This window comes from Streptomyces bikiniensis, assembly GCF_000716625.1.
GTDB classification, from domain to species: Bacteria; Actinomycetota; Actinomycetes; order Streptomycetales; family Streptomycetaceae; genus Streptomyces; species Streptomyces bikiniensis.
In genome coordinates, this window is record NZ_JNXJ01000058.1 from 1 (window position 1) to 23,840 (window position 23,840).

The following is a 23,840-nucleotide window of genomic DNA, read 5'->3' on the forward strand; positions in this document are numbered from 1 at the left end:
GACTTCGAGGCGTCCATGCGCCGCTGCCGGGAGATCGGCGCCCGCTGGTACGGCACGGGCCACCAGAAGGGCGTGATCGAGGGCGCGGCCGCGTTCTCCGCACGGCTCGACGCCTTCGCCGCCGTGGTGAAGAAGCGGGACGCCGCACTCCTGGCACTCCTCGACGAACCGCGCACCGTCGAAGAGATCGCCGCACACCGCCTCGTCTACCGCCCCCATATCGATGGCCCCCACGTGGAACCGGTCGAACGCCGGACCGCCACACAGCACCTGGACCGGCTGATCCGCACAGGACTGGTCACGGAGGTCGAGGAGGGACGGTTCCGCGCAACGTGACGCGCGCCCGGCCACGGCCCCTGCCCCGGTGGCGGCCCGGCCGGACCCGGACGAGCTCCCCCGGGGGACCATGGAGAGCGGGGCCGGAGCAGAATCGGGTCATGCGCGGCGGATCGTGTCGCGCCCACGCCCATGCCCGCACCCGCAGGCGCGGGCGGGGACGGACACGGGCGGAGGGTGCGGCGAGCGTGCCGTGGCCGCCGCCCGGCTCCGCCACGGGCACGAGCCGCCGGACGGAACCTCAGGAGGGGAAGCGTGACCGAGACCAGCGACGACCGATCCGCCGACGGCGAGGCGCGGGGGGCGCCACGGAGCCGGTTGCAGCGCCTGATGCGCTACGTCCCCCTGCTCGCCCCCGTCCTGTTGTGGGCCGTGCCGTGCTGGGTCCTCCTGCACACCGGTCAGCGCTGGCCGTCCCCCGTCACGCCGGTCGGCACCGCGCTGTTCGCCCTCGGCCTGGTCGGCATGCCGCTCGCGATGACGCGCGGCCACGGCCGACGCCAGCGGGACCGGGCGGCGATCGTCGGCGACACGCTGCTGGGCGGCAGCTGGGTCCTGTTCACCTGGTCCGTCCTGCTCGGCGCCCTCCTGCGGCCCGCCCTGGCCGTGGCCGGCGTCGGCGACGGCCAGGACCGGGCGCGCATCGTCACCTGGGCCGTCCTCGGCACGACCGCCGTCCTGCTCGCCTGGGGGTACGCCGAGGCACGGCGCGTGCCCCGCGTGCGCCGGCTCGACGTGGAGCTCCCGCGTCTGGGAGCCGGCCTGGACGGCACCCGGGTCGCCCTGATCACCGACACCCACTACGGTCCGCTCGACCGCGCCCGCTGGTCGGCGCGGGTCTGCGAGACGGTGAACGGCCTGGAGGCCGACCTGGTCTGCCACACCGGCGACATCGCGGACGGCACCGCCGAGCGCCGCCGCGCCCAGGCCGCCCCGCTGGGCACCGTGCGGGCGACCCGGGCCCGGGTCTACGTCACCGGCAACCACGAGTACTACAGCGAGGCCCAGGGCTGGGTCGACCTGATGGACGAACTGGGCTGGGAGCCGCTGCGCAACCGCCACCTGCTGCTCGAACGCGGCGGGGACACCCTCGTGGTCGCCGGCGTCGACGACGTCACCGCCGAGTCCTCCGGGCTCGCGGGCCACCGCGCCCACCTCGCCGGAGCCCTCGACGGCGCCGACCCCGGCCTCCCGGTCCTCCTCCTCGCCCACCAGCCGAAGTTCGTCGACCGCGCGGCGGCCCACGGCATCGACCTCCAGCTCTCCGGGCACACCCACGGCGGGCAGATCTGGCCCTTCCACCATCTGGTCGGCCTCGACCAGCCGGCCCTCGCCGGCCTCAGCCGCCACGGCACCCGCACCCTCCTCTACACCAGCCGCGGCACCGGCTTCTGGGGACCGCCCTTCCGCGTCTTCGCCCCCAGCGAGATCACCCTGCTCGTCCTCCGCTCACCGCAGGGGCCCGCCGCCTCCTGAAGCGGGCTCCTCCCCCGTACGTGCGAGGTGTCGAGGGCGCCGAGCCGGCACTCCCGCCGCGCCCGGATCACCCCGTACGGCCCCGTCCACAGGTCCGGCCGGCTCAGGCAGCCGAGCAGGATCGTAGGTGCGCGCCGGGTGCGGCACGGCCGTGGCCGGTCGCGCGGTCCGGGAAGTCCCGTTCCGGAAGACGGCGCCGAGGTCCGGGCCGTACAGTGCTGACGGGCGCCGACCGGCCGCTGGTCTTCGATCGACGACCCGCTCGCGCAGGCGTGCGGGCGTACAGGCGTGCGGGCGTGCGGGCGTACGTGACCGCACGTGCCGTCAGGTCCCGCCGAAGGTCCGCCGGTAGGCGCCGGGGGTGGTGCCGAAGCGCGCCCGGAAGCGGCGGCGCAGGTTGACCGCCGAGGCAAGGCCGACCCGGGTGGCGACGGCTTCCACCGGAAGGTCCGTCCGCTCCAGCAGGATCCGTGCCGCGTCGAGGCGCCGGCCGAGCAGCCACTGCCCCGGGCTGGTGCCGAGCTGTTCGGCGAACCGCCGGGAGAGGGTCCGGCCGGACAGGCCGGCGTGTGCGGCGAGGCGGTCGAGGGTCAGGCGGGCGTCGAGGCGGGCGGCGGCCCACTCGAGCAGGGGCCCCAGCGACTCGTCCGTCCTGGCCGGTACGGGCTGCGCGGCGTACTGGAGCTGGCTGCCCTCCCGGTGCGGCGGCAGGACCATGCGCCGGGCGATCCCGGAGGCGTACGCCGCCCCGTGGTCGGAGCGCACCAGGTGCAGGCACAGGTCGATGCCCGCGCCGGTCCCGGCGCTGGTCGCCACGTCGCCGTGGTCCACGAAGAGCACGTCCGGGTCCACGCGCACCTCGGGGAAGGCGGTGGCGAAGCGGGCGGCGCTGCGCCAGTGGGTGGTGGCGCGGCGGCCGTCGAGCAGTCCGGCCCGGGCGAGGACGAACGCCCCCGTGCAGATCGCGACGATCCTCGCCCCGCGCCGGTGGGCGTCCCGCAGCGCCTCGACGACCTCCGGCGACACCGGCGCGTCGGGAGGCTGCCGGCCGGGGACGACCACGGTGTCCGCCTCCCGCAGGGCGGAAAGACCCGCCTCGACGAGCATCGTGTAGCCGGCGCCGGTCGGCAGGGGCCCGGGGTGCTCGGCACAGACCCGGAAGTCGTAGCGGGGCGGCGCGTCCGGCGGGGCGATGCCGAAGACCTCGGAGGCACAGGCCAGTTCGAAGGGCGACTGCGGCGGGGTGACCAGGGCCACCACACGGTGAAGCGACATGGCGAGAATGTACCCGGAGGAGTCTTTCCGGACTCTCGTCCGCGAGAACGGCCCCGGTCACAGTGGGCCCATGAACGAGATCATCGAATCGACGGTGCTGCAGACCGGGGTCCGGGTCGACGGCGAGCCGGCGAGCTACCTGACCGTCGAGCGGGACGGCCCGGCCGTACTCCTGCTGCACGGCACCTACTGGAGCCGGGTCTGGCTTCCGGTGCTGGACCGCCTGGGCGCGGCGGGGCTGCGCCCCATAGCGGTGGACCTCCCCGGACTCGGGCGCTCGGGAGGCGAACTCACCCCGGAAACGGGGGCGGTCCCGGCCCTCGCGGACTGGGTGGCGCGCTTCGCCTCCGCACTCGGGCTCTCCGGGCCGGTCGCCGTGGCGGGACACGACATCGGCGGCGCCGTCGCCCAGCACCTCCTCGTCCACGACCGGCTGGAGGTCTCCCGGCTGGCCCTGGTCGACTCGGTCACCTACGACTCCTGGCCGGTACCCGGCGTGGCCCGGTTCCGGGACCCGGCGGTCGTCGCCGCGACCACCGCCGACGAGATCCTCGCCGCCCGCCGGCAGGCCGTGACCGAAGCACTGGCCGGTGCCGCCACCGAGCAGCGGATCGCGGACTACCTGGACCCGTGGACCGACGCGCGGGTCCGTCGTTCCTGGATGGCCCTGGTGGCCGCGGCCGACCACCGCCACACCCGGGACCTCCTCCCCGCCCTGCGGCGGAACGGGACACCCAAGCTGCTGGTCTGGGGCGAGGACGACGCCTTCCAGAAGGTCGAGTACGCCGAGCGGTTCGCCTTGGAGATCCCGCACACCACGCTCCTGCGCGTCCCGGACGCGGGGCACGTCCCCATGGAGAACGCACCCGACCTGGTCGCGCGCGCACTCGCCGACTTCCTCACGGCATGAGGCCACCTCCTCGTCCCGGCCGCTGCCCGCCCCCTCCGCGAAGCGTCCTGTCGGGCTCGTGCGCCGATCGGCGCTCCGGTGCCCTCGGGACGGAGCCCGGGGCGCGGTCCGGAAGAGGGAGCGGGCCGGCCCGGCGACGCCGCGGCCCGGAGGCGCCGAAGCGTCGGTGCCGGAAGCACGGGGCGGGTGCCGGAGCCGTCCGCGCGCATCAGTGCCCCGGGTGCCGCACGCCGCCGGGGAGGGCGGCGAACGCGCCGGACCGGCCGTCCGCGGCACCGCGACCGTGGTCGAGGACGCGGACCGGAAGTGGTGCGGGCGGGTGCCGGTCCTGTTGCGGACCGCCGGCGGGAGCGCATGGTTCGCGCCGGGCTGGGCAGCCGCACGATCACACCGGGCCGCCGCCGTACGGCGAGGGCCCGCCGCGAAGTACGACCGTTCGACCTCAAGGAGTCGCCGTGACCGTTCGGATCGGTGTCGAGGAAGAGTTCCACGTGATCGACGCCGAAAGCGGCGAACTGGTGCCGCGGGCCGACTCCGTGCTCCGTCGGCTGACCCGGCACGGTGAGGCCTTCACCGAGGAGCTGTCGCGGTCCGTCGTGGAGTCCAACAGCGGGGTGCACGCTTCGCTCGACGCCCTCTTCGCGGACCTGTCCGCGTCCCGCCGGACGCTCGACCGGGCCGCCTCCTCCCAGGGCCTGGCGATCGCCGCGGCGGGCACCGCGCCGCTGGCCCGGCTCGGCACGATCCCCCCGGCGTCCGACCCCCGCTACCTGCGCATGACCGACGAGTACCGGCGGCTCGCGGACGAGCAGTTGATCTGCGGCACGCACGTCCACGCGGACGTGCCCGACCGGGACACCGCCGTACGCGCGATGTGCGTCGTCGCGCCCTGGCTGCCGACCCTCCTTGCGCTCTCGGCGAGTTCGCCCTACTGGCTCGGCGACGACACCGGCTACGCCAGCTGGCGCACCATGGTCTGGCAGCGCTGGCCCACCTCCGGCCCGCCCGGGTGCTTCTCCGGCGCGGCGGAGTACGACCGGGCGGTGGAGGAACTCGTCGGCTCGGGGGTCATCGGCGACCCCGGCATGATCTACTACGACGTCCGTCCCTCGGCGCACCTGCGGACGCTGGAGCTGCGCGTCTGCGACGCCTCCCCGCGCGTCGAGACGGTGGTGCTGATCGCCGCCCTCTTCCGCGCCCTCGTGGTGGAGGCGTGCGAACGCGTCGGCCGCACCGGCGACGCCGGGTGCGACGGCCGGCACGCATGGCTGCGGGCCGCGACCTGGCGCGCGGCCCGGTCGGGCCTGGAGGGCGACCTGGTCGACCCCTCCACCCGCCTCGCCGCCCCGGCTCCCGCGGTCGTGCGCGGCCTGCTCCGGCGGTTGCGCCCGACGCTGGAGGAGTACGGGGACTGGGACACCGTGCGGTCCCTCGCGGAGGAGACCCTGGCGCACGGCAGCGCCGCGCACCGCTTGCGCGAGCGGGTCGCGGAGGAGGACCTCCTCGCGGGAGTGGACCGCGTCCTGGCCGAGACCCGGGGAGAGCACCGGGCGGTGCCGGACGGCCGTGCCCGCGGACGTACCGCCGTACGCCAGGACCCGCGGACGGGTCGTACGGCGGCGAACGCGGCGTGAACCCCGCGCCGGGCGGCGGTCCCGTACCCCTCGCGTCAAGGGGACCGGGGAGGCGGACCCCGTGCGGCGGCGCGGCGGACCGGCACGCCCTGACGAGCGGTCCGAGGACCGGGTGAGGAGGAGCATGCGGCTGCGTACGAGCCGTCCGGACCGGCCCGGCTGCGCGCGGGTGCGTCACGGGCGCGGCTTCCGGTACCTGGACCGGGAGGGCCGGCCCGTCAGGGACGCGGCGGAGGTGGCGCGGTTGCGGTCGCTGGTGATCCCGCCGGCCTGGACCGACGTCTGGATCTGCCCCTGGCCGAACGGCCACATCCAGGCGATGGGCACCGATGCGGCCGGGCGGCGCCAGTACCTCTACCACGAGCGGTTCAGGGCGCAGCAGGAGGAGAGCAAGCACGAGCACGTCCTCGACGTCGCGACGAAGTTGCCGCGGCTGCGGCAGGGCGTCGCGGCGGACCTCGGCGGGCGCGGACTGAGCCGGGACCGGGTGCTTGCCTGCACCGCGCGCCTGCTCGACCTGGGCTTCTTCCGGGTCGGGGGCGTGGCGTACCGCAGGGATCACCAGTCCTACGGTCTGACGACCCTGCTGCGCGAGCACGTCGCGTGCGGCAGGGGCGAGGTCCGTTTCAGCTACCCGGGCAAGTCGGGGCAGAGCCAGCTCCGGGCACTCGCGGATCCGGCGGCCTACGGCGTCGTCAGGGCGCTGCTGAGGCGGCGCGGCGCCGGGGGCCAGCTGTTCGTGTACTGGCAGGGGCGCAGCTGGCACGAGGTGCGGGCGGGCGACGTGAACGACTACCTGCGCGACCGGGCCGGCACGGACATCACCGCGAAGGACTTCCGGACCTGGCACGCGACCGTCCTGGCGGCGGTGGCCCTGGCCGTCTCCGCCGAGGTCGCCGAGGCCGGCCCGACCCGGCGGGCGCGGGCCGTGTCCCGCGCGGTGCGCGAGGTGAGCGGCTACCTGGGGAACACGCCGGCGGTGTGCAGGGCTTCGTACATCAACCCGCGGCTCTTCGAGCTCTTCGAGGACGGAGTCACGATCGGGCCGGCCCTGGGCCGGCTGGGAAGCGGCGTCGATCGCGGCTGCCCGGCGACCCACGGAGAGGTGGAGGCGGCCGTGTTGCGGCTCCTGCGCCGAGGGGGACGTTCCGGTGGCGCCGGACAGCCTCCGTCCGCCGCCGTCTGATGCGGGGCGTCGCCCGGTGCTTCGGGTCCTGTTCGTCCACGGGGCCCGTTCACGTGGTCGCCCCGGAGGCGATCAGGGCTTGCGGAGCCGCTTGCCCGATGCGGGTGTTCAGCCATGTGAGCTGTCTTCGGGTGCCGGTCTCGCTCGTCGCGGCGAGGGCGCGGCAGATGCCGGCCGCGTGTTCGGGGGTGCACGGTTCGCAGGAGGCGTGCCCCGGACGTCCGCGATCCGGTCGCTGACCAGTGGCCTCTTTCGGCCGGAAGGAAGGGGCGGGCGGCTCACGCGTACCCGGTCGCGGCCGACCGCCACCGGGCGGGGCGGAAGGACCACCCGCGGCCGGGGAACGCGGCCGGGGGACGCGACCGGGAAATGCCGTCTTCTCCGCCGCTACTTCCCCGGGGCGCTGTCGTCGCGTCCGGCGCCCGGGCGGTCGTGGCGGTGGCGGGTGCCGGGAAGGAACTCCTGGACCTTGGCCTTGAGGCCTTGCTTGAGCACGGAACCGGTGTCGCTGTCGCCGTGCAGGACGGCGGTGGCGGCCGCCTCGATCTGGTCCAGGGTCGCGTGCGGGGGGATCGGCGGCACGGCCGGGTCGGTGCGGAAGTCGATGACGAAGGGCCGGTCGGCCGCGAGCGCCCGGTCCCAGGCCGCCTCGACGTGCTTGGGCTTCTCGACCCGTACGCCGTCGAGTCCGATGCTCCGGGCGATGTCGGCGTAGGGCAGGTCGGGGAGGTGCTGGGACTCCTCGAACTGCGGGGCGCCGGTCAGGGCGCGCATCTCCCAGGTGACCTGGTTGAGGTCGCCGTTGTTGAGGACGGCCACGATCAGGCGCGGGTCGGACCACTCGTGGTGGTACTTCGCCGCCGTGACCATCTCCATCATGCCGTTCATCTGCATCGCGCCGTCGCCGACGAGGGCGATCGCCGGCCGGTCGGGATGGGCGAACTTCGCGCCGATCGCGTACGGCACGCCCGGCCCCATCGTCGCCAGTGTGCCGGACAGCGAACCGCGCATGGTGCCGCGCAGCCGCAGGTGCCGGGCGTACCAGTTGGCGGCGGAGCCGGAATCGGCGGTCAGGATCGCGTCGTCGGGCAGCCTGCCGTCCAGGGCGTGGACCACGTACTCGGGGTTGACCGGGTCGGCGTCCACGGCGGCACGGCGCTGCATGACCTCCCACCAGCGGGCGACGTTCTTCTCGACCTTTTCCCGCCAGGTCCGGTCGGTCTTGCGGTGAAGGCGCGGCAGCAGCCGCTGGAGGGTCTCGCGGGCGTCGCCGACGAGGTTCACCTCGAACGGGTAGCGCAGTCCGATCATGTGCGGGTCGAGGTCGATCTGCACCGCCCGCGCCTGGTCGAGTTCCGGCAGGAACTGCGAGTACGGGAAGCTGGAGCCGATCACGAGCAGGGTGTCGCACTCCCGCATCAGCTCGTACGACGGCCGGGTGCCGAGCAGTCCGACGGAGCCGGTCACATAGGGCAGGTCGTCGGGCAGCACGTCCTTGCCGAGCAGCGCCTTGGCCACCCCCGCCCCCAGGACGTCCGCCAGCCGCTCCACCTCGCCGCGCGCCCCGCGCGCGCCCTGGCCGATGAGGACGGCGACCCTCTCGCCGGAGTTCAGGACCTCCGCCGCCCGCGCGAGGTCCGCCTCCGCGGGCACGGGGGCGTAGTCGCTCATGCCCAGGCTGGAGGGCACCATCTTGAAGGCGTGCGTCGGCGGGCTGTAGTCCAGCTCCTGCACGTCGGCCGGGAGGATGACGGCGGTCACGGTGCGCCTGGCGCAGGCCGTGCGCACCGCCCGGTCGATCAGGTTCGGGAGCTGTTCGGGGACCGTCGCGGTCGCGCAGAAGTCGGAGGCGACGTCCTTGTACAGGTTCTGCAGGTCCACCTCCTGCTGGTACGAGCCGCCCATCGCGCTGCGGTCGGTCTGGCCCACCAGCGCCACGACCGGGACGTGGTCCAGCTTGGCGTCGTACAGGCCGTTGAGCAGGTGGATCGCCCCCGGCCCGGAGGTCGCCGCGCACACGCCGACCTTTCCGGAGAACTTCGCGTACCCGACCGCCTGGAAGGCGGCCATCTCCTCGTGCCGGGCCTGGACGAACTTCGGCCTGTTGTCCGCGCGCCCCCACGCGGCGAGCAGGCCGTTGATCCCGTCGCCGGCGTACGCGAAGACGTGCTCCACACCCCACTCCCGCAAGCGCTGGAGGATGTGGTCGGACACCTTCGTGCTGGTCATGGGTTCCGTTCCTGTTCTGAGCGGCCTCCACCGGCGCGCTCGGATCGACTACGGGCGAGCGGTACGCGGGGCCGGGTCCGGATTGCTGCGCGTGTTCACGTACGGCACCTTTCCGGCGTTCTGTACGGGTACCGTCCAGCGCCTGCCCTGATGCGGGCGGATTACTCGAAGCGACCGGCGGGGCGCCGCTTTCCGGCCGGGCCTTTTCCCCTCCTGCGGCTTAATGTCTTAGATGTGGCTGTCGAAGGGGCCGCGTCCGAGGACTGGACGCCTTTGGAACAGGTGCTCAGCGGTACGGTGCGGCGCACGGGAGCGGTGGCGGCGGGCGTGTACCTGTTGTCCCCGGACGATCCCGTACTGGGTCTGATGACGGTGTGCGGCCTGCCCGCGAAGACGGTGGAGCCGTGGTGGAGGGTCTCGGTGTCGGCCGCGGGCCCGCTGTCCGAGGCGGTGCGGGAGGACCGCCTCGTGTGGGTGGGGCGGCAGGAGGACTTGGCCCGTCTGTATCCGAACGCGGCGGCCGGGCTGCCGTACCAGTTCGCGCTGGCCTTCGCCCCCTTGCGGGGGTCCCGCCGGTGGGGAGCCCTGGCCCTCGTGTGGTCCCACAACCACCCGCCCTCGCTGACCCGCCGTGAACGCGGACACGTCCTGTCCAGCGCCAACCGGATCACCCGGGCGCTGGACAGGGCGCCCGCCGCCTGGAGCGTCCCGGAGGAGCCGCGTGCCGTGCCCCTGCTCCGGCCCGGCCCGGACCCGGCGCAGACCGGGCTCGCCGCCGACGACATGTTGCAGCGGCTGCCCGTCGGCGCCCTCGGCTTCGACCTGCAGGGCCGCATCACCTACCTCAACGACGCCGCCGCCCGGCTGCTCGGCCGCAGCGCCGACGGCCTCCTCGGCACTCTGCCGTGGCAGTCCGTGCCCTGGCTCGACGCCCCGGTCCACGAGGACCACTACCGCGCCGCCGTCTTCGGCCGCGAACCCGTCGCCTACACCGCCCCGGGCCCGTCCGGCCGCTGGTTCGACATCCGGCTCTACCCGGGCGACAGCGGCACCAGCGCCTTCCTCTCCCCCAGCCCCCGCGAGCGGACGGCCGACGCCCCGACGCCCCGCGTCACCGCGGCGCCGGACGCCCCGCCGGGGACGGCCGGCACGGGACGGATCCACCAGTTGATCCACCTGGCGGCCGCCCTGAGCCAGACCGTCACCGTGGCCGACGTCGTCGACACGGTGGCCGATCAGATCCTGCCCGCCTTCGGAGCACAGGGCATGGTCGTCTCCGCCGCCGACGCCAGCCGTCTGAGGATCATCGGGCACCGCGGCTACGACCCGCGTACCGTCGCCCGTCTGGACGGCCTCCCCCTGGACACCGACGTCACCCCCGTCGGCCACGTCCTGCGCAGCGGCGTCCCGGCCTTCTACGCCGACCCCGCCGAGATGACCCGCGCCCACCCCCGGGCACCCGCGCTCAGCGGCAAACAGGCCTGGGCGTTCCTGCCCCTGCTCGTCTCCGACCGCCGCGTCGGCTGCTGCATCCTGTCCTACGACCGCCCCCACCGCTTCGGCGCGGGCGACCGCGCCGTCCTGGTGTCACTGGCCGGGCTCATCGCCCAGGCCATGGACCGGGCCCTGCTGTACGACGCCAAGCACGATCTCGCCCACGGTCTGCAACAGGCCCTCCTGCCGGTCGCCCTTCCCCCCGTCCCCCGCCTCGACGTCGCCGCCCGCTATCTGCCGGCCGCCCGCGGCGTCGACGTCGGCGGCGACTTCTACGACCTGATCCGCCTCGGCGACACCGCGGCCGCCGCCGTCATCGGAGACGTACAGGGCCACAACATCAAGGCCGCGGCCCTCATGGGCCAGGTCCGCACCGCCGTCCACGCCACCGCCGGGGCGGCGCCCGGCGACGTCCTGGCCCGCACCAACCGCGTCCTGACGGACCTGGAGACCGATCTGTTCGTCTCCTGTCTGTACCTCCACATCGACCTGGCCGGACGGCGCCTCCACCTGGCCAGCGCGGGGCACCCGCCCCCGCTCCTCCACAGTCCCGGCCCCGCGCCGCACACCGTCGCGCTCCAGGCGGAACCCGGCCCCCTGCTGGGCATCCAGCCGTGCACCGGGGCCGACTACCCCGCCACCACCGTCCCCCTGCCGCCGGAGGCCCTCCTCGCCCTCTACACCGACGGCCTCGTGGAAACCCCCGGCACCGACCTCACCGACTCCATCGCCGCCCTCACCGACCACCTCGCCCGAAACGCCGGCCGGCCGCTCGACGAACTGGCCGACAGCCTCCTCCACCACTCCGGCCTCCGGCACGCCCGCACGGACGACACCGCCCTGCTCCTGCTGCGCAGCCGGTGAGCGCGGGGAGGCCCGCTCCGGGCGCGCACCGCTCCGTCCCGGGTGCCGGTCCGGTCGTCGCGGCCCGGGATCACGGGGAGGCCCCGTCCTCCGGCGGGGGCATCGCGTCGGAGTAGAGGGCGAACAGGAGAGGAGTGCCGGTTCCGCCCGGCCGGGTTCCGGACAGGCGGTTCCAGCAGTCGGCCGCCAGGCCGCGGGCGCGCGTCCCGGGCCAGGGCCGGGGCAGGAGTTCCGGCGGCAGGAGCGGGTCGGGCTCCATCGCCGCGGTGAAGTGGGCGGCGAGTTCGACGGCCAGGGTGAGCCGCTCGGCGTCGGAGGGCTCCGGTCCCCCGGTGAGCCCGGTCAGGCAGGTTTCGGCGAAGGCCGCGAGACGTTCGTACCGCTGGGCGATCTCGGCGAGCGGCCACAGCGCGGCGGCCAGTGCGCGCGGTTCGGTGACGTCCCCGATCCTCAGGTCCGTCGTGGTGAGACGGGTGAGGGCGTCGATGACGCCGAGGTGCCCGGCGTGGGCCTCGACGAGTGCGGTGACGGGGTTGGCGGTGACGTACAGGCCGTTCTGGACCGGTGCGGCGCCCAGGTGGAGCAGGTGTTCGCGCAGTGTGTCGCGGGCGGTGCGGCGCGACTCGGGGACGGCGAAGGCGAACAGGTGCCAGACGCCGTCCCAGGGGCTGTGCCCGGCGTCCTGCCGGTAGGCGTGGCGGACGTGGGCGGCGTCGGGCGCGAGGGCTCCGGTGACGTCGGCCACGGCGCGGAGCGTGGCCTTGCGGCCGCGGCCCTCCTGGGTGAACCGGCCTTCGTTCACGAGGCGTTTGACGCAGAGCCTGATCTGCTGGTCGCTCATGCCGAGCAGGCCGGCGACGGCGTAGAGCTGGTGGGCGTCGACGGTCCCGTCCTCGCGTACGAGGGCGTGGACGACCAACCGGGTGGGGATCTCCGGCCGTTCGGCCCGGCCGTCGGGGTGGATGTCGGCCCGGCCGTCGGGGTGAGTGCCGGCCCGGCCGTCGGGGCGTGTGGTGTCGGTCATCGGGCCTTCCGCTCGCCGGTCGTGTCCGCCGGGGTGATCCGCCGGTGCATGGTGGTGACCGCGCCGAAACCCATCAGGTCCCGCAGGTAGGGGGTCCGCTCGGTGCGGTGGTGGGTGAAGCCGTGCCGTTCGTACAGTGCCCGGGCGCGGGGGTTGGTGTCGATGACGTCCAGGCGGACGCGGCGGCAGCCGTGGTCGGCGGCGAGGGCCGCGGTCTCCGCGAGGAGGAGCCCGCCGATGCCCCGGCCGCGGTACGCCGCGTCGACGGCGATCCCGTCCATGACGAGTTCGCCGGTGGCGGGGGCGCGTTCGAACAGGGCGAGGACCGCCAGCCGGGGCAGGCCGCGGAGCACGCCGTAGGCGGACAGGACGTCCCTCGCGCCGCCGCCGGTCAGCGCCCGGCCGCCGAGCCGGTAACCGGCCACTCCGACCACCCGGCCGTCGACGAGCGCGACGATTCCGCGGCCGTGGTCGAGGTGGGCGGCGATGAACGCGCGTCCCTTCTCGGGCGGGCCGAGCGCGGGGGCCAGCTTGCGGCCGAACGCCTCCCAGTAAAGGGCCGCCACCTGCTCCTCGCCGCCGTCGGGAACGCCTCGGCGCACCACCGTCCCGCCGCCTTCCACCCGTGGCCTCCCGCCCTCCGTCGTCTCCACGCCGTTCCCTCCGCCGTCGGGATCACTATTGCACTATCAACTTCGATACGTTCATCCTAGCAACGAACGTTTCTCGAACGATCAATCAGGGAGGCGGAACGTGTTCTCGGGATTCCGGACGCCGAGGCGACGGGGACGGCGCTGGGCGGTGTGGGCGGTGGTGGGCGCCCTGGTGGTGGGCGCGGGACTCGCCTGGGTGGTGCGGCAGAACACCTACGCGCTGCGCGAGGAGAGGGTGTCGCTGCGGCACGGCGGAAAGCTGCTCCAAGGGGTGCTGGCCCGGCCCGACCGGGGTCCCGGACCGTTCGGTCTGGTGGTGTTCGTCCACGGCGACGGGCCGGTCGACGCGACGCACGAGACGTTCTACCGCCCGTTGTGGGAGTCCTTCGCGCGCGCCGGGTACGCGTCGCTGTCGTTCGACAAACCGGGCGTCGGGGACTCGGAGGGCGACTGGCTGGAACAGAGCATGGAGGACCGCGCCGAGGAGACGCTGGCCGCCGTGGGATGGGCCCGTGGCAGGCCGGACGTCGACGGCCGCCGCATCGGCCTGTGGGGAGCGAGCCAGGCCGGCTGGGTCCTGCCCAAGGTCGCCGCGCGGGACCGGCGGCTGCAGTTCGTCATCGCCGTCTCCCCGGCCGTCAACTGGCTGCGGCAGGGCCGTTACAACCTCCTCGCCGAACTGGAGCGGGACGGCGCGGGCGACCGGGAGAAGGAGGCGGCGCTGCGGAGGCGCGAGGTCACCCTGGCCCTGCTGCGGAGGGGGGCGTCCTTCGCCGAGTACCGGGCCGCGGTCGGTGACGCGGAGGGCATGACGGCGGCGCGGTGGGCCTTCGTCGCCAGGAACCACCGGTCGGACGCGACCGCCGACCTGCGTGCCGCGCGCGGCACGCCGCTGCTCCTGGTACTGGCCGGCCACGACGTCAACGTGGACGTCGCCGAGACCGAGGCCGTCTACCGCGCGATCCTGCCGGCGGCCTCCCTGACGGTGGCGCGCTATCCCGACGCCACGCACTCCCTGGTCGACCACGACGTGGAGAGCTCGGACGTGCGCCTGACGATGACCGCCGTCCTTGCACCCCGCCGGCTGTACACCGACGGGTTCCTGGCGGCCCAGGAGCGGTTCGTCCGGCAGGCCGGGTGATCGCCGTCCTCCGTGAGGGCCCTTCCCACGGGTCCGGCCGGGGCGCGGGACCGGACCGTTCCGCGTCCTTGCGGATCACGGGGTGACGGCCGTGTTCCTGCCGGGACACGTCCGTGCGGACACCGGGAGGCGACGGTGACGGGCGAGCGGACCGGACCGGCCCGGGAACCGCGGCGGGCTTTCCCCGCCGCGGCTCCGCGACCGACCGCGGACCCGGTCGTCCGTACCGGGCCGCCGGGGTTCAGCGGCCCAGGGCCTTCTTGAGCTCCTGCTTGTTCATGGACGAACGGCCCTCGACCCCGCGCTTCTTCGCCTCCGCGTAGAGCTGGTCCTTCGTCGGCCCCTGCGAGCCGCTGTGCGAACGCTCGCCGCCGCGCTGCGAGGCGGACTTCCTGTCCCGCGTGGAGGTCTTGCTCGCGGTCGCGGACTCGCCGGAGCGGGCCCGTTCCTTGTTCACGGTGCGCGCGGCGATCTCCTTCGCCCGCTTCTCGGAGGCACCGCGCTTCTCGGCGCCCTCCTTGATGTGCTCGTACTGGCGCTCGCGCTTCGCGTTCGATCCTGCCGGCATGGCGTTTCCCTCTCCGTGGGTCGCGGCCCGTCCGGCCGCACGTGCCCGTCCGGTTACCCGGCGGCCGGTGCCTCACTCGGCACCGCTCCCATCCCACGCGAAGTCCCCGTGGCGCGCGAACGGGCGGCGACCGAACGGGGAGCGACGGGCCCCTCGTCACGGACGCGAAGGGGCGGGGGCAGGGGCGCACGACGCCCGTGGAGGCGGACGCACGCGAGGAGCCCCGGCGACACCGAAGCAGCCGCCCACCGGGACGCCGGTTGTCGCCGCCGAGGGGTCCTCCGTCCGCCGAATCCCCGGACGGACCCGCCAGGAGTCGCCCTCTCCGGTACGCGGGGTCACGGTGGAAGAACCGGGGTCCTTCCGTCGCGTCGAGCCGGATCACCTGCCGTACGCCTTCTTCCCGAGCAGGAGGCCCGCGTCGAGGACGTCGTCCACGATCCGCTTGGGCGCGGCGGCGGGAAGCCCCGGGTCGTCGTCGAAGGCGCCGCCCGACTCCCGATGCCGCGTGGCAAGCGCCGGCTCCCCAACCGGCACACCACCACCGCTTGCCCCACGGAATGCGGATCGGCTTGCCGCCGACCTCGGCCTCGCCGGGGCGGGCCGGGGTGTCGGGCTTGCGGTCGGCGACGTGCACGGCGGAGTCGCCGAAGAACCGTGTTCAGCGTGGATGCAGGTGCCGTGTCACCAGCAGACCAAGAACCGGCCGGCAGCCTTGACAAAGCCTCACTTCGCGGTCAGTCGGCACGACCGGTCTTGCCGTCTGCAGTCCGCACCCGGTCGGCGCCCTATCCGAGGAAGCTCAACCGCACCTGACGGTTGGGATTGTCCACATTCGTGTCCACCAGGCACACCGACTGCCACGTCCCGAGGGCCAGTTCGCCGCCGAGTACGGGGAGGGTCGCGTGGGGCGGGACGATGGCCGGGAGGACGTGGTCGCGGCCGTGGCCCCGGCTGCCGTGGCGGTGCTGCCAGCGTTCGTCGGCGGGGAGGAGGCGGTGGAGGGCCGCCAGGAGGTCGTCGTCGCTGCCCGCTCCCGTTTCGATCAGGGCGATGCCCGTGGTCGCGTGGGGTGCGAAGACGTTGAGGAGGCCGTCCCTGCCCTGTGCCACCTCCGCCAGGAAGGCGGCGCACTCCCGGGTCAGGTCGTGGACCGTCTCCGACGATCCGGTGGTGACGTCCAGGGTGCGAGTCTCGAATCCGTGGCTCATGGCTCCATGGTGGCCGACCCGCCGGCCCTCTCAAACTCTCCACGCGGGCGGCCCCGGGCCCGCCGCCCCGGTCACTTCCGCGGGGGCGGCGGTCCGAAGCCGCCCCTCAGGGTGGTCAGGCCGCCGTCGGGGGCCGTCAGGGTGACGCGGTACGTGTCGGACGAGGCGTCCCGTACCCCTTCGGGGTGGTTGTACTGGGCCGCGAAGACGTGCGGGCCCGGCGGTACCGTGCGGCCCGCCTTGAGCGTCCAGCGGTAGACCAGGGCTCCGGGCTCCTCGGTCACCGTCACCGTGAAGTCCCCGGCGGGGCGGGTGCGCCAGTGGCCGGTGCTCACGACGCCGGCGGTACGGGCGATCCGCAGTTCCGCGACGAGGCCCGTGACCGGCGATCCGGTCGTCACGCCGAGGTCGCTCTGCGCCCACCAGAGGTTGCTGCCGGGGTTGATCGTGCCGGTCGCCCCGGCCGCCGGGCCGGGCGCGGGCAGAGCGGTGGCGGTGGTGGCCGTGCCGGTGGCCGGGGGCGTTCCGCGGTCGGTCGGGACCGTCGCCATCACTCCCGCCAGGCCCACCGCTCCCGCGACCGCCGCGGTCACCGCCGCGACCGCCGCCCGGCGGCGGCCGGTCCACCGGGCCGGGGAGCGCGGCGCCCGGGCCGCCGGGGCGGGCGCGGCGAGGCCGCGTTCCACCCGGGCCAGGATGCGGGCGCGGTCGGGCCGGTGGGCGAGTGCCGCCTCGCGCAGCTCGTGGCGGAGCCGTGTCTCGTCCATCAGCGCCTTCCCGCGGTGAGTTCGGTCGCGACCCGGTCGCCGAGCAGCCGCTGGAGTTCCGCCATGCCCTTGGCGGTCTGGCTCTTGACCGTACCGACCGAGACGCCCAGCGCCAGGGCGGTGTCGCGCTCGGAGAGGTCGAAGGCGTGCCGGAGGACGACGCAGGCGCGCTTGCGGAACGGCAGGGCGCGCAGCGCGGTCCGTACGTCGAGGACGGCGGGCACGTCCGGGCCGTCGGTGTGCTCGGGACGCCGGTCCCAGAAGGCGGTGATCCTGCGCCGTTCGCGGACGGTGCTCCGGATCCGGGTGCGGACGAGGTTGGCGACGACGCCCCGGGCGTAGGCGGCGGGGTGGTCGGCGGCGCGGACCCGGTCCCAGCGGTGCCACAGGGCGAGCATGGCGTCGGCCGCCAGGTCGTCGGCCGCGTCGGCCTCTCCGGTCAACAGGTGCGCCAGACGGGCGAGTTCGGCGTAGTGGCGCTCGAAGAAGGCCCGGAACTCGGCCGCGGCGTCACCCTCGGCACCCGTCACGGCCACGGGCGTTCCCGGTGGGCGCGGATGAGGGTGACCACGTACGTGCTCCTGGACGGTCCCGGTGGTACGGGCGGCCGCCCGACGATCGGGTCCCGACCCTAGGTGGCCGCACGACGGGCTGTCCAGGCGGGTCGGGGCGCACCCGCCCCGCGCCCCGCGGTCCGGCACGATCCGAGCCGGCCACGGGGTCCGCCCCGAACCCCGCCCCTCAGGAGGACTCGCGTACGACCAGCTCCGTCGGCAGCACACGACGGCGGCTCCCCGCGCGGCCCCCTTCCGGGCCCCCTGGGACCTCCGGACCCCCTGGGGTCTCCGGCCCTCCCGCGGCCTCCGGCCCTCCCGCGATCTCCGCTGTCAGCATCCGCGCCATCGTCCGGCCCATCTCCTCGATCGGCTGCCGCACGCTGGTCAGCGGCGGGTCCATGAGCCGTGCCACCGGCGAATCGTCGACCCCGACCAGGGCCACGTCCCCGGGCACCCGGCGGCCCGCCTCCCGCAGGGCCGCGCGCGCCCCGGCCGCCATCACGTCGGAGGCGGCGAAGACCGCGTCCAGGCCCGGTCTGCGCTCGAGCAGCAGCCGCGTGGCCCGCCGACCGCCCTCCTCGGTGAAGTCGCCGGCGGCCACCAGGCCCTCGTCGGGCGCGAGGCCCGCCTCCGCGAGACCGGCCCGGTAGCCGCCGAGCCGGGCGCGCGCCACGTACATGTCGAGCGGCCCGGTGACGGTCGCGATCCGGCTCCGGCCGCGCGCCACCAGGTGGGCGACGGCCGCCCGCCCCGCCCCGATGTTGTCGGAGTCCACGTACGGCACGGGTTCGGCCTCCGTGCGGCGCCCGTTCATGACGACCGGCAGGCCCAGCTCCCCGATCCGGTCGGGCAGGGGGTCGTCGCCGTGGACGGAGGCGAGCAGCACGCCGTCGACGCGCTGGGCCGCGAGGTACTGCTCGAAACGCTGCCGCTCCTGTTCGGTGCGGACCAGGGTGAGCAGCAACTGCTTGTCGGATGCTGCGAGTTCGATGCTGACACCGCGGATGAGGCCGAGGAAGTAGGGCTCCGCGAAGAGCCGGGCCTCGGCCTCGGGGATGACGAGCGCGATCGCGTCGGTGCGGCTGCCCGCCAGGGCGCGGGCGGCCTGGTTGGGCACGTAGCCGAGTTCCGCGACGGCCCTGGTGACGGCCGTCCTGGCCCGTTCGCTGACCCGGGGGGAGCCGTTGATGACCCGGGAGACCGTGCCCCGGCCCACCCCGGCCCGGGCCGCGACCTGTTCCAGGGTGGGCCTGCCGTTCTGCCGTCCGTTCACGACTTCGATGGCTCCCCTCGGAGGACAACGGACCGTTCGTTCGGCCCCCGACAGTGTGGGAGCGCTCCCACATTAGATCACCCGGAGCCCTCCGCACCACGAGGTGCGTTCAGGAGGTGACGTGACGGGCGGGCGGGCCGGGGCGCCGGGCAGGCGCGAAACCCCCGGAAAACCTTCCCGTAACGAATCCGCGTTCATCTCTTGACACCCGCACCCGGCAGGCAGCAACCTTCCGGCAACGACGTGGGAGCGCTCCCATAGACGAGGCGCACACCCCGCGACGGGTCCGGGCCGGCCGCCGCCGAGCCGCGTTCAGCCGACCAGGCCCCCTGGCGCACAACGAGCACCACCTTGGACGAGGAGAGTGGAATGCGCACTTCCAGCAGCAGACGCGGGCGCCGCACGGCGAGCGCGGCGGTCGCCGTCGTCGTGGCCGGCACGACCCTGCTCACCGGCTGCGGCAGCGACGGTGACGACGGCGCCAAGAGCGGCGGCACGATCACGCTGCGGGTCGGGACCTTCGGTTCCTTCGGCTACGACGACAAGACCGGCGCCAAGCTCTACGCCGAGTACGAGAAGACCCACCCCGGCATCAAGATCGAGGAGTCGAACGTCGCCGACGGGCAGAAGTACTGGGACACGCTGAAGCTGCGCCTCTCCCGCAACAGCGGGCTCGCGGACATCCAGGCGATCGAGGTCGGCTACATCGCCGAGGCGACCGGCTCCACCATGGCGGACAAGTGGGTGGACCTGGGCAAGGAGGGCGGCGCGAAGCTCGACGCCTTCCTCGACTGGAAGGTCAAGCAGGCGACCACCGCCGACGGCCGGGTGATCGGCCTCGGCACCGACATCGGCCCCATGGCCGTCTGCTACAACAAGGACCTCTTCGCCAAGGCCAAGCTGCCCACCGACCGCGACGCCGTCGGCAAGCTGTGGGCCGGCGACTGGTCCAAGTTCCTGGAGGCCGGGAAGACCTACCAGAAGAACGCGCCCGCCGGCACCGCCTTCCACGACTCGGCGAGCGGCCTCTTCAACGCGGTCGTCTCCAGCGACCCGGTGCAGTACGCCGACGCGAGCGGCAAGCTCGACTGGGAGAACAGCCCCGGCGTGAAGAAGGCCTGGGACACCGCCGTCGCGGCGGCGCGGGGCGGACTCACCGCCAAGCTGCGCCAGTTCGACGAGAAGGGCACCTGGAACGCGGCCTTCAAGAACTCGAAGTTCGCCACCGTCGCCTGCCCGAGCTGGATGACCGGCATCATCAAGGACCAGGCCGGACCTGCCAACCAGGGCAAGTGGGACATCGCCGCGCCGCCGGTGGCCGGCAACTGGGGCGGGGCCTTCCTCGCCGTGCCGAAGTCCGGGAAGCACGCCAAGGAGGCGGCCGAGCTCGCCGCCTGGCTGACCGCCCCGGAGCAGCACGCCAAGGTGTTCGCGGTCAACGGCAACATCCCCTCGTCCAAGGACACGCTCACCTCGGTCGCCGTCCAGGAGGCGAAGCTGCCGTACTTCGGCGACACCCCGGTCGGCAAGATCTTCTCCGGCGCGGCGGTCCGGATCACACCCGCCAGCATCAGCCGCTACGACGGCCAGGTGAAGACCTTCCTCACCGACAACGGCATCCTCGACATCGAGCAGCGCGGCACCGACCCGGCCAAGGCCTGGGAGAACGTCAAGAAGCTGGTCGACGACAAGATCGACCAGTAGCGGGGGCCGCGTGCCGGTCCGCCGCCGCCTGCCGGGCGGCGGACCGGCACCGTCCGCACCAGCGCACGCATCGACCTGGAAGGACGCCCCCGTGGCCACCTCCGCCCGGGCGCGGTCCGACGGCTCCCCGCCGCCCGCCGCCCCGCCCTCCTCCCCCGGCCCGCGCGGCCGCCGCCCCGCCCCCGGCGGCTGGCGCAGCACCCTCTACCGCTGGGACCTGAAGGCGATTCCGTACGTCTTCGTCGCCCCCTTCTTCCTCACCTTCGCCGCCTTCGGCCTCTTCCCGCTGATCTACACCGGCTGGCTCTCCCTGCACCGGGTGGAGCTCGGCGGCGGAGCCGAGTGGAAGGGCCTGGAGAACTACACCGACCTCGCGACCAGCGAGTTCTTCTGGAACGCGCTCGTCAACACCTTCACCATCGGGGTCATCTCGACCGTCCCGCAACTGCTCATGGCCCTGGGCCTGGCGCACCTGCTGAACTACAAGCTCCGGGGCCGCGGCTTCTTCCGGGTCGCGATCCTCGCCCCGTACGCCACCTCGATCGCGGCGGCGACCCTGGTCTTCGCCCAGCTCTTCAACGCCGACTACGGGATGATCAACAGTCTCCTGGAGTGGACCGGCGTCGGCCCGGTCGACTGGGAGGCGTCCAAGTGGCCCGCGCAGATCGCCATCTCGACGATCGTGACCTGGCGCTGGACCGGCTACAACGCGCTGATCTACCTGGCCGCCATGCAGGCCGTGCCGAACGACCTGTACGAGGCGGCCTCCCTGGACGGGGCCTCGCGCTGGCGCCAGTTCCTCAGCGTCACCATCCCCTCCATCCGGCCCACGATCCTCTTCACGATCATCGTCTCCACCATCGGCGCCACCCAGCTCTTCGGCGAGCCGATGCTCTACGGCGGCAGCGTCGGCATCAGCGGCGGCAGCGGCAACCAGTTCCAGACGCTGAGCCTGCTGATGTACGAGAAGGGGTGGGTCACCGGCGCCCTCGGGCAGGCCTCGGCCATCGCCTGGGTGATGCTGCTGCTCCTGCTGATCGTCGGCGGCGTCCAGGCGCTCGTCTCCCGCCACAACCGCAAGAAGCTGGGGGGCTGACCCATGGCACGCACACTCGACGCGCCCCGCCCTGCGAACCCGGCGGCCGAACGCCCCGGGCCCGGCCGGCGCTTCCGGCAGTCGGCCGGCCGGCAGCACCACGCCGGACCGCTCACGTACGTCCTGCTCGTCCTCGCCGCGGCGGTCTCGCTCTTCCCGCTGTACTGGAACGTGGTCGCCGCCTCGCACACCGGCGAGCGGGTCGTGGCGGCCCCGGCGCCGCTGCTGCCCGGCCCCCGTCTCTTCGACAACCTCACCTTCGCCTGGAACCAGGTCGACATGGGCGAGGCCCTGGTCAACACCACGATCGTGGCGAGCCTGGTGGCCGTGTCCACCGTCCTCTTCTCCACGCTCGCCGGCTTCGCCTTCGCCAAACTCCCCTTCCGGGGACGGACGATGCTGCTCTCGCTCGTGGTCGCCACGATGACGATCCCGCCGCAGCTCAGCGTCATCCCGCTCTATCAGATCGTCACGGACCTGGGCTGGGTCGACCAGCTCCAGTCGGTCGTCCTTCCCTCGCTCGTCGCCGCCTTCGGCGTCTTCTTCATGCGTCAGTTCCTCGTCGAGGCGCTGCCCGTGGAGCTGGTGGAGGCGGCCCGGATGGACGGCGCGCACAGCCTCCGGGTGATCTGGCACGTGGTCTTCCCGGTGGCCCGGCCCGCGATGGCGGTGCTCGGCATGCTGGTCTTCGTCCAGTCGTGGAACGACTTCTTCTGGCCGTTCATCGCACTCACCCCGGACGGCAACCCCACCCTCCAGGTGGCACTCGCCGGGCTCGGCGCGGGCAACCACAGCGTGGACCACGCCATCGTGCTGACCGGCGCCCTGATCTCCACCGTGCCGCTGCTGCTCGTCTTCGCCTTCCTCGGCAAGCACATCGTGGGCGGCATCACGGCCGGCGCCGTCAAGAGCTGACCGGCCCCTCCCCACCACAACGTACCGATCCCGCACCAGCGTTGGGAGCTCCCTCCTATGACCGCGTCCGACACCCGGCCGCTCACCGCCGTCCGCTCGTTCCCGCCCGGCTTCCTCTGGGGCGCGGCCACCGCCGCGTACCAGATCGAGGGAGCGGCGGCGGAGGACGGCCGCACCCCGTCCATCTGGGACACCTTCTCGCACACCCCGGGCAGGGTCTTCGAGGGCCACACCGGCGACGTGGCCGTGGACCACTACCACCGGTTCCGCGAGGACGTCGCCCTGATGTCCGAACTGGGCCTGAACTCCTACCGGTTCTCCGTCTCCTGGTCCCGGGTGCAGCCCACCGGGCGCGGCCCCGCCGTGCAGAAGGGCCTGGACTTCTACCGGGCGCTCGTGGACGAGCTGCTGGCCGCCGGGATCGAGCCGGCCCTGACGCTCTACCACTGGGACCTGCCGCAGGAGCTGGAGGACGCGGGGGGCTGGCCGGAGCGGTCGACCGCCGAGCGGTTCGCCGAGTACGCGGGGATCGTCGCGGACGCGGTCGGCGACCGGGTCTCGCGGTGGACCACGCTCAACGAGCCCTGGTGCAGCGCCTTCCTGGGGTACGGCTCCGGGGTGCACGCGCCGGGCCGCACCGACCCGGTGGCCGCCCTGCGCGCGGCCCACCACCTCAACCTGGGGCACGGGCTCGCGGTCCGGGCGCTGCGGGCCGCGCTGCCGGCGGGCCGTCCGCAGCAGCTCTCCGTCTCCCTGAACCTGCACGAGGTGCGGCCGCTGACCGGTTCCGCCGGGGACCTGGACGCGGTGCGCCGCATCGACGCCGTCGGCAACCGGATCTGGCTGGGCCCGATGCTGGAGGGCGCCTACCCCGAGGACCTGCTCGCCGACACCGCGCACCTCACCGACTGGTCCTTCGTGCGGGACGGGGACACGGCGACGGCGAAGCAGCCGCTGGACCTGCTCGCGGTCAACTACTACGCGCCGACCCTGGTGTCGGAGGTCGCGGAGGGCGCCGAGAAGCCGCAGGACGACGGGCACGGAGACAGCGAGCACTCCCCGTGGCCGGGGGCGGACCGGGTGGCGTTCCACCGGGCGCCGGGCGAGCGGACGGCGATGGGCTGGCCGGTCGACGCGGGCGCGCTGTACGACCTGCTGAAGCGGGTGTCCGCCGCGTACCCCGGCCTTCCGCTGGTGATCAGCGAGAACGGGGCGGCGTACGAGGACGTGGTGGGCCCGGACGGGTCCGTGCACGACCCGGAGCGGGCCGCCTACGTGCACGCGCACCTGGAGGCGGTGCACCGGGCGATGGCGGACGGCGTGGACGTGCGCGGTTACTTCCTCTGGTCGCTGCTGGACAACTTCGAGTGGGCGTACGGCTACGCGAAGCGGTTCGGGGCGGTCCGGGTCGACTACGACACCCTGGAGCGGACGCCGAAGTCGAGCGCCCGCTGGTACGCGCGGGTGGCGCGGTCGGGCGAGCTGACGGCCCCGGACGCGGGCTGACGCGGAGACGCCCCGGGGGCC

20 protein-coding genes and 1 pseudogene are annotated in these 23,840 nt (G+C 74.1%); 11 read left to right on the forward strand and 10 right to left on the reverse strand.

What is annotated here, in order from left to right:
- Positions 1–336 (forward strand): annotated as a pseudogene (locus tag OO47_RS30360) (MBL fold metallo-hydrolase); the annotation flags it as partial.
- A gap of 255 nt (positions 337–591) precedes the next feature.
- On the forward strand, positions 592–1,812 hold the full coding sequence (locus tag OO47_RS30365) for a metallophosphoesterase (protein WP_030222368.1): 1,221 nt from the start codon (positions 592–594) through the stop codon (positions 1,810–1,812).
- 324 nt (positions 1,813–2,136) lie between these two features.
- Here the strand turns inward: OO47_RS30365 and OO47_RS30370 are convergent, their stop codons facing one another.
- Complete coding sequence (locus OO47_RS30370; protein WP_030222371.1) at positions 2,137–3,087, reverse strand: GlxA family transcriptional regulator; 951 nt, start codon at positions 3,085–3,087, stop codon at positions 2,137–2,139.
- Positions 3,088–3,157: 70 nt separating this feature from the next.
- Between OO47_RS30370 and OO47_RS30375 the strand changes: the two genes are divergently transcribed.
- From OO47_RS30375 to OO47_RS30385, 3 genes are all read left to right on the forward strand, one after another.
- A complete protein-coding gene (locus OO47_RS30375; RefSeq protein WP_030222374.1) occupies positions 3,158–3,997 on the forward strand; it encodes an alpha/beta fold hydrolase in 840 nt (279 codons plus the stop codon).
- 455 nt (positions 3,998–4,452) lie between these two features.
- Positions 4,453–5,631, forward strand: a complete 1,179-nt coding sequence (locus tag OO47_RS30380) for a carboxylate-amine ligase (protein ID WP_033210859.1) — start codon at positions 4,453–4,455, stop codon at positions 5,629–5,631.
- A 124-nt stretch (positions 5,632–5,755) separates the two neighbouring features.
- Positions 5,756–6,817, forward strand: coding sequence for a DNA topoisomerase IB (locus OO47_RS30385; protein ID WP_033210862.1), 1,062 nt, complete (start codon positions 5,756–5,758; stop codon positions 6,815–6,817).
- Between the two features lie 387 nt (positions 6,818–7,204).
- On the opposite strand, the gene OO47_RS30390 is transcribed toward OO47_RS30385, so the two are convergent.
- The gene (locus OO47_RS30390) at positions 7,205–9,046 is read right to left on the reverse strand and encodes a thiamine pyrophosphate-requiring protein (RefSeq protein ID WP_030222379.1); all 1,842 of its coding nucleotides are present in this window, start codon (positions 9,044–9,046) and stop codon (positions 7,205–7,207) included.
- Positions 9,047–9,280: 234 nt separating this feature from the next.
- Here OO47_RS30390 and OO47_RS30395 point away from each other — a divergent pair, with 234 nt between their 5' ends.
- On the forward strand, positions 9,281–11,404 hold the full coding sequence (locus OO47_RS30395) for a SpoIIE family protein phosphatase (RefSeq protein ID WP_030222381.1): 2,124 nt from the start codon (positions 9,281–9,283) through the stop codon (positions 11,402–11,404).
- A 70-nt stretch (positions 11,405–11,474) separates the two neighbouring features.
- Here OO47_RS30395 and OO47_RS30400 read toward each other — a convergent pair whose 3' ends face one another.
- Positions 11,475–12,428: a PaaX family transcriptional regulator C-terminal domain-containing protein gene (locus OO47_RS30400; protein WP_078490065.1), complete on the reverse strand. Its 954-nt coding sequence runs from the start codon at positions 12,426–12,428 to the stop codon at positions 11,475–11,477.
- Positions 12,425–13,033 (reverse strand): GNAT family N-acetyltransferase, encoded by a 609-nt coding sequence (locus OO47_RS30405; protein WP_234323350.1) that lies wholly within the window; start codon positions 13,031–13,033, stop codon positions 12,425–12,427. Before OO47_RS30405 ends, OO47_RS30400 begins: the two co-directional genes overlap by 4 nt.
- 148 nt (positions 13,034–13,181) lie before the next feature.
- Here OO47_RS30405 and OO47_RS30410 point away from each other — a divergent pair, with 148 nt between their 5' ends.
- On the forward strand, positions 13,182–14,222 hold the full coding sequence (locus OO47_RS30410; RefSeq protein ID WP_030222395.1) for an alpha/beta hydrolase family protein: 1,041 nt from the start codon (positions 13,182–13,184) through the stop codon (positions 14,220–14,222).
- 241 nt (positions 14,223–14,463) lie between these two features.
- Here OO47_RS30410 and OO47_RS30415 read toward each other — a convergent pair whose 3' ends face one another.
- The 6 genes from OO47_RS30415 to OO47_RS30435 all read right to left on the reverse strand — a co-directional run bounded on the left by OO47_RS30415 (position 14,464) and on the right by OO47_RS30435 (position 18,598).
- A complete protein-coding gene (locus OO47_RS30415) occupies positions 14,464–14,790 on the reverse strand; it encodes a plasmid stabilization protein (RefSeq protein WP_030222399.1) in 327 nt (108 codons plus the stop codon).
- Positions 14,791–15,171: 381 nt separating this feature from the next.
- The gene (locus OO47_RS37070) at positions 15,172–15,327 is read right to left on the reverse strand and encodes a hypothetical protein (protein ID WP_158708729.1); all 156 of its coding nucleotides are present in this window, start codon (positions 15,325–15,327) and stop codon (positions 15,172–15,174) included.
- A gap of 251 nt (positions 15,328–15,578) precedes the next feature.
- A complete protein-coding gene (locus OO47_RS30420; RefSeq protein ID WP_030222402.1) occupies positions 15,579–16,001 on the reverse strand; it encodes a YjbQ family protein in 423 nt (140 codons plus the stop codon).
- A 71-nt stretch (positions 16,002–16,072) separates the two neighbouring features.
- Positions 16,073–16,768, reverse strand: a complete 696-nt coding sequence (locus tag OO47_RS30425; protein WP_030222406.1) for a hypothetical protein — start codon at positions 16,766–16,768, stop codon at positions 16,073–16,075.
- Positions 16,768–17,304 carry a SigE family RNA polymerase sigma factor gene (locus OO47_RS30430; RefSeq protein ID WP_030222409.1) on the reverse strand — a complete coding sequence of 179 codons (537 nt, stop codon included), beginning with the start codon at positions 17,302–17,304 and terminating at the stop codon, positions 16,768–16,770. The genes OO47_RS30425 and OO47_RS30430 overlap by 1 nt, the downstream gene beginning before the upstream one ends.
- Before the next feature lie 205 nt (positions 17,305–17,509).
- The gene (locus tag OO47_RS30435) at positions 17,510–18,598 is read right to left on the reverse strand and encodes a LacI family DNA-binding transcriptional regulator (protein WP_030222412.1); all 1,089 of its coding nucleotides are present in this window, start codon (positions 18,596–18,598) and stop codon (positions 17,510–17,512) included.
- A 369-nt stretch (positions 18,599–18,967) separates the two neighbouring features.
- On the opposite strand from OO47_RS30435, the gene OO47_RS30440 reads away from it, so the two are divergent.
- The 4 genes from OO47_RS30440 (at position 18,968) to OO47_RS30455 (ending at position 23,819) form a co-directional block, all read left to right on the forward strand.
- On the forward strand, positions 18,968–20,302 hold the full coding sequence (locus OO47_RS30440; protein ID WP_030222415.1) for an ABC transporter substrate-binding protein: 1,335 nt from the start codon (positions 18,968–18,970) through the stop codon (positions 20,300–20,302).
- 91 nt (positions 20,303–20,393) lie between these two features.
- Positions 20,394–21,398, forward strand: a complete 1,005-nt coding sequence (locus OO47_RS30445; protein ID WP_030222418.1) for a carbohydrate ABC transporter permease — start codon at positions 20,394–20,396, stop codon at positions 21,396–21,398.
- A gap of 3 nt (positions 21,399–21,401) precedes the next feature.
- Positions 21,402–22,313 carry a carbohydrate ABC transporter permease gene (locus OO47_RS30450; RefSeq protein WP_030222422.1) on the forward strand — a complete coding sequence of 304 codons (912 nt, stop codon included), beginning with the start codon at positions 21,402–21,404 and terminating at the stop codon, positions 22,311–22,313.
- Positions 22,314–22,370: 57 nt separating this feature from the next.
- Positions 22,371–23,819, forward strand: a complete 1,449-nt coding sequence (locus OO47_RS30455) for a GH1 family beta-glucosidase (RefSeq protein WP_030222425.1) — start codon at positions 22,371–22,373, stop codon at positions 23,817–23,819.
- The last annotated feature ends 21 nt before the right edge of the window (positions 23,820–23,840 follow it).

What these genes read in the sequence shown, in the direction of transcription:
- OO47_RS30370 (WP_030222371.1), bottom strand. Translation starts at nt 3,087, where the DNA reads ATGTCGCTTCACCGTGTGGTGGCCCTGGTCACCCCGCCGCAGTCGCCC.
- OO47_RS30375 (WP_030222374.1), top strand. Translation starts at nt 3,158, where the DNA reads ATGAACGAGATCATCGAATCGACGGTGCTGCAGACCGGGGTCCGGGTC.
- OO47_RS30450 (WP_030222422.1), top strand. Translation starts at nt 21,402, where the DNA reads ATGGCACGCACACTCGACGCGCCCCGCCCTGCGAACCCGGCGGCCGAA.
- OO47_RS30385 (WP_033210862.1), top strand. Translation starts at nt 5,756, where the DNA reads ATGCGGCTGCGTACGAGCCGTCCGGACCGGCCCGGCTGCGCGCGGGTG.
- OO47_RS30455 (WP_030222425.1), top strand. Translation starts at nt 22,371, where the DNA reads ATGACCGCGTCCGACACCCGGCCGCTCACCGCCGTCCGCTCGTTCCCG.
- OO47_RS30440 (WP_030222415.1), top strand. Translation starts at nt 18,968, where the DNA reads ATGCGCACTTCCAGCAGCAGACGCGGGCGCCGCACGGCGAGCGCGGCG.
- OO47_RS30415 (WP_030222399.1), bottom strand. Translation starts at nt 14,790, where the DNA reads ATGCCGGCAGGATCGAACGCGAAGCGCGAGCGCCAGTACGAGCACATC.
- OO47_RS30425 (WP_030222406.1), bottom strand. Translation starts at nt 16,768, where the DNA reads ATGGACGAGACACGGCTCCGCCACGAGCTGCGCGAGGCGGCACTCGCC.
- OO47_RS30400 (WP_078490065.1), bottom strand. Translation starts at nt 12,428, where the DNA reads ATGACCGACACCACACGCCCCGACGGCCGGGCCGGCACTCACCCCGAC.
- OO47_RS30420 (WP_030222402.1), bottom strand. Translation starts at nt 16,001, where the DNA reads ATGAGCCACGGATTCGAGACTCGCACCCTGGACGTCACCACCGGATCG.
- OO47_RS30390 (WP_030222379.1), bottom strand. Translation starts at nt 9,046, where the DNA reads ATGACCAGCACGAAGGTGTCCGACCACATCCTCCAGCGCTTGCGGGAG.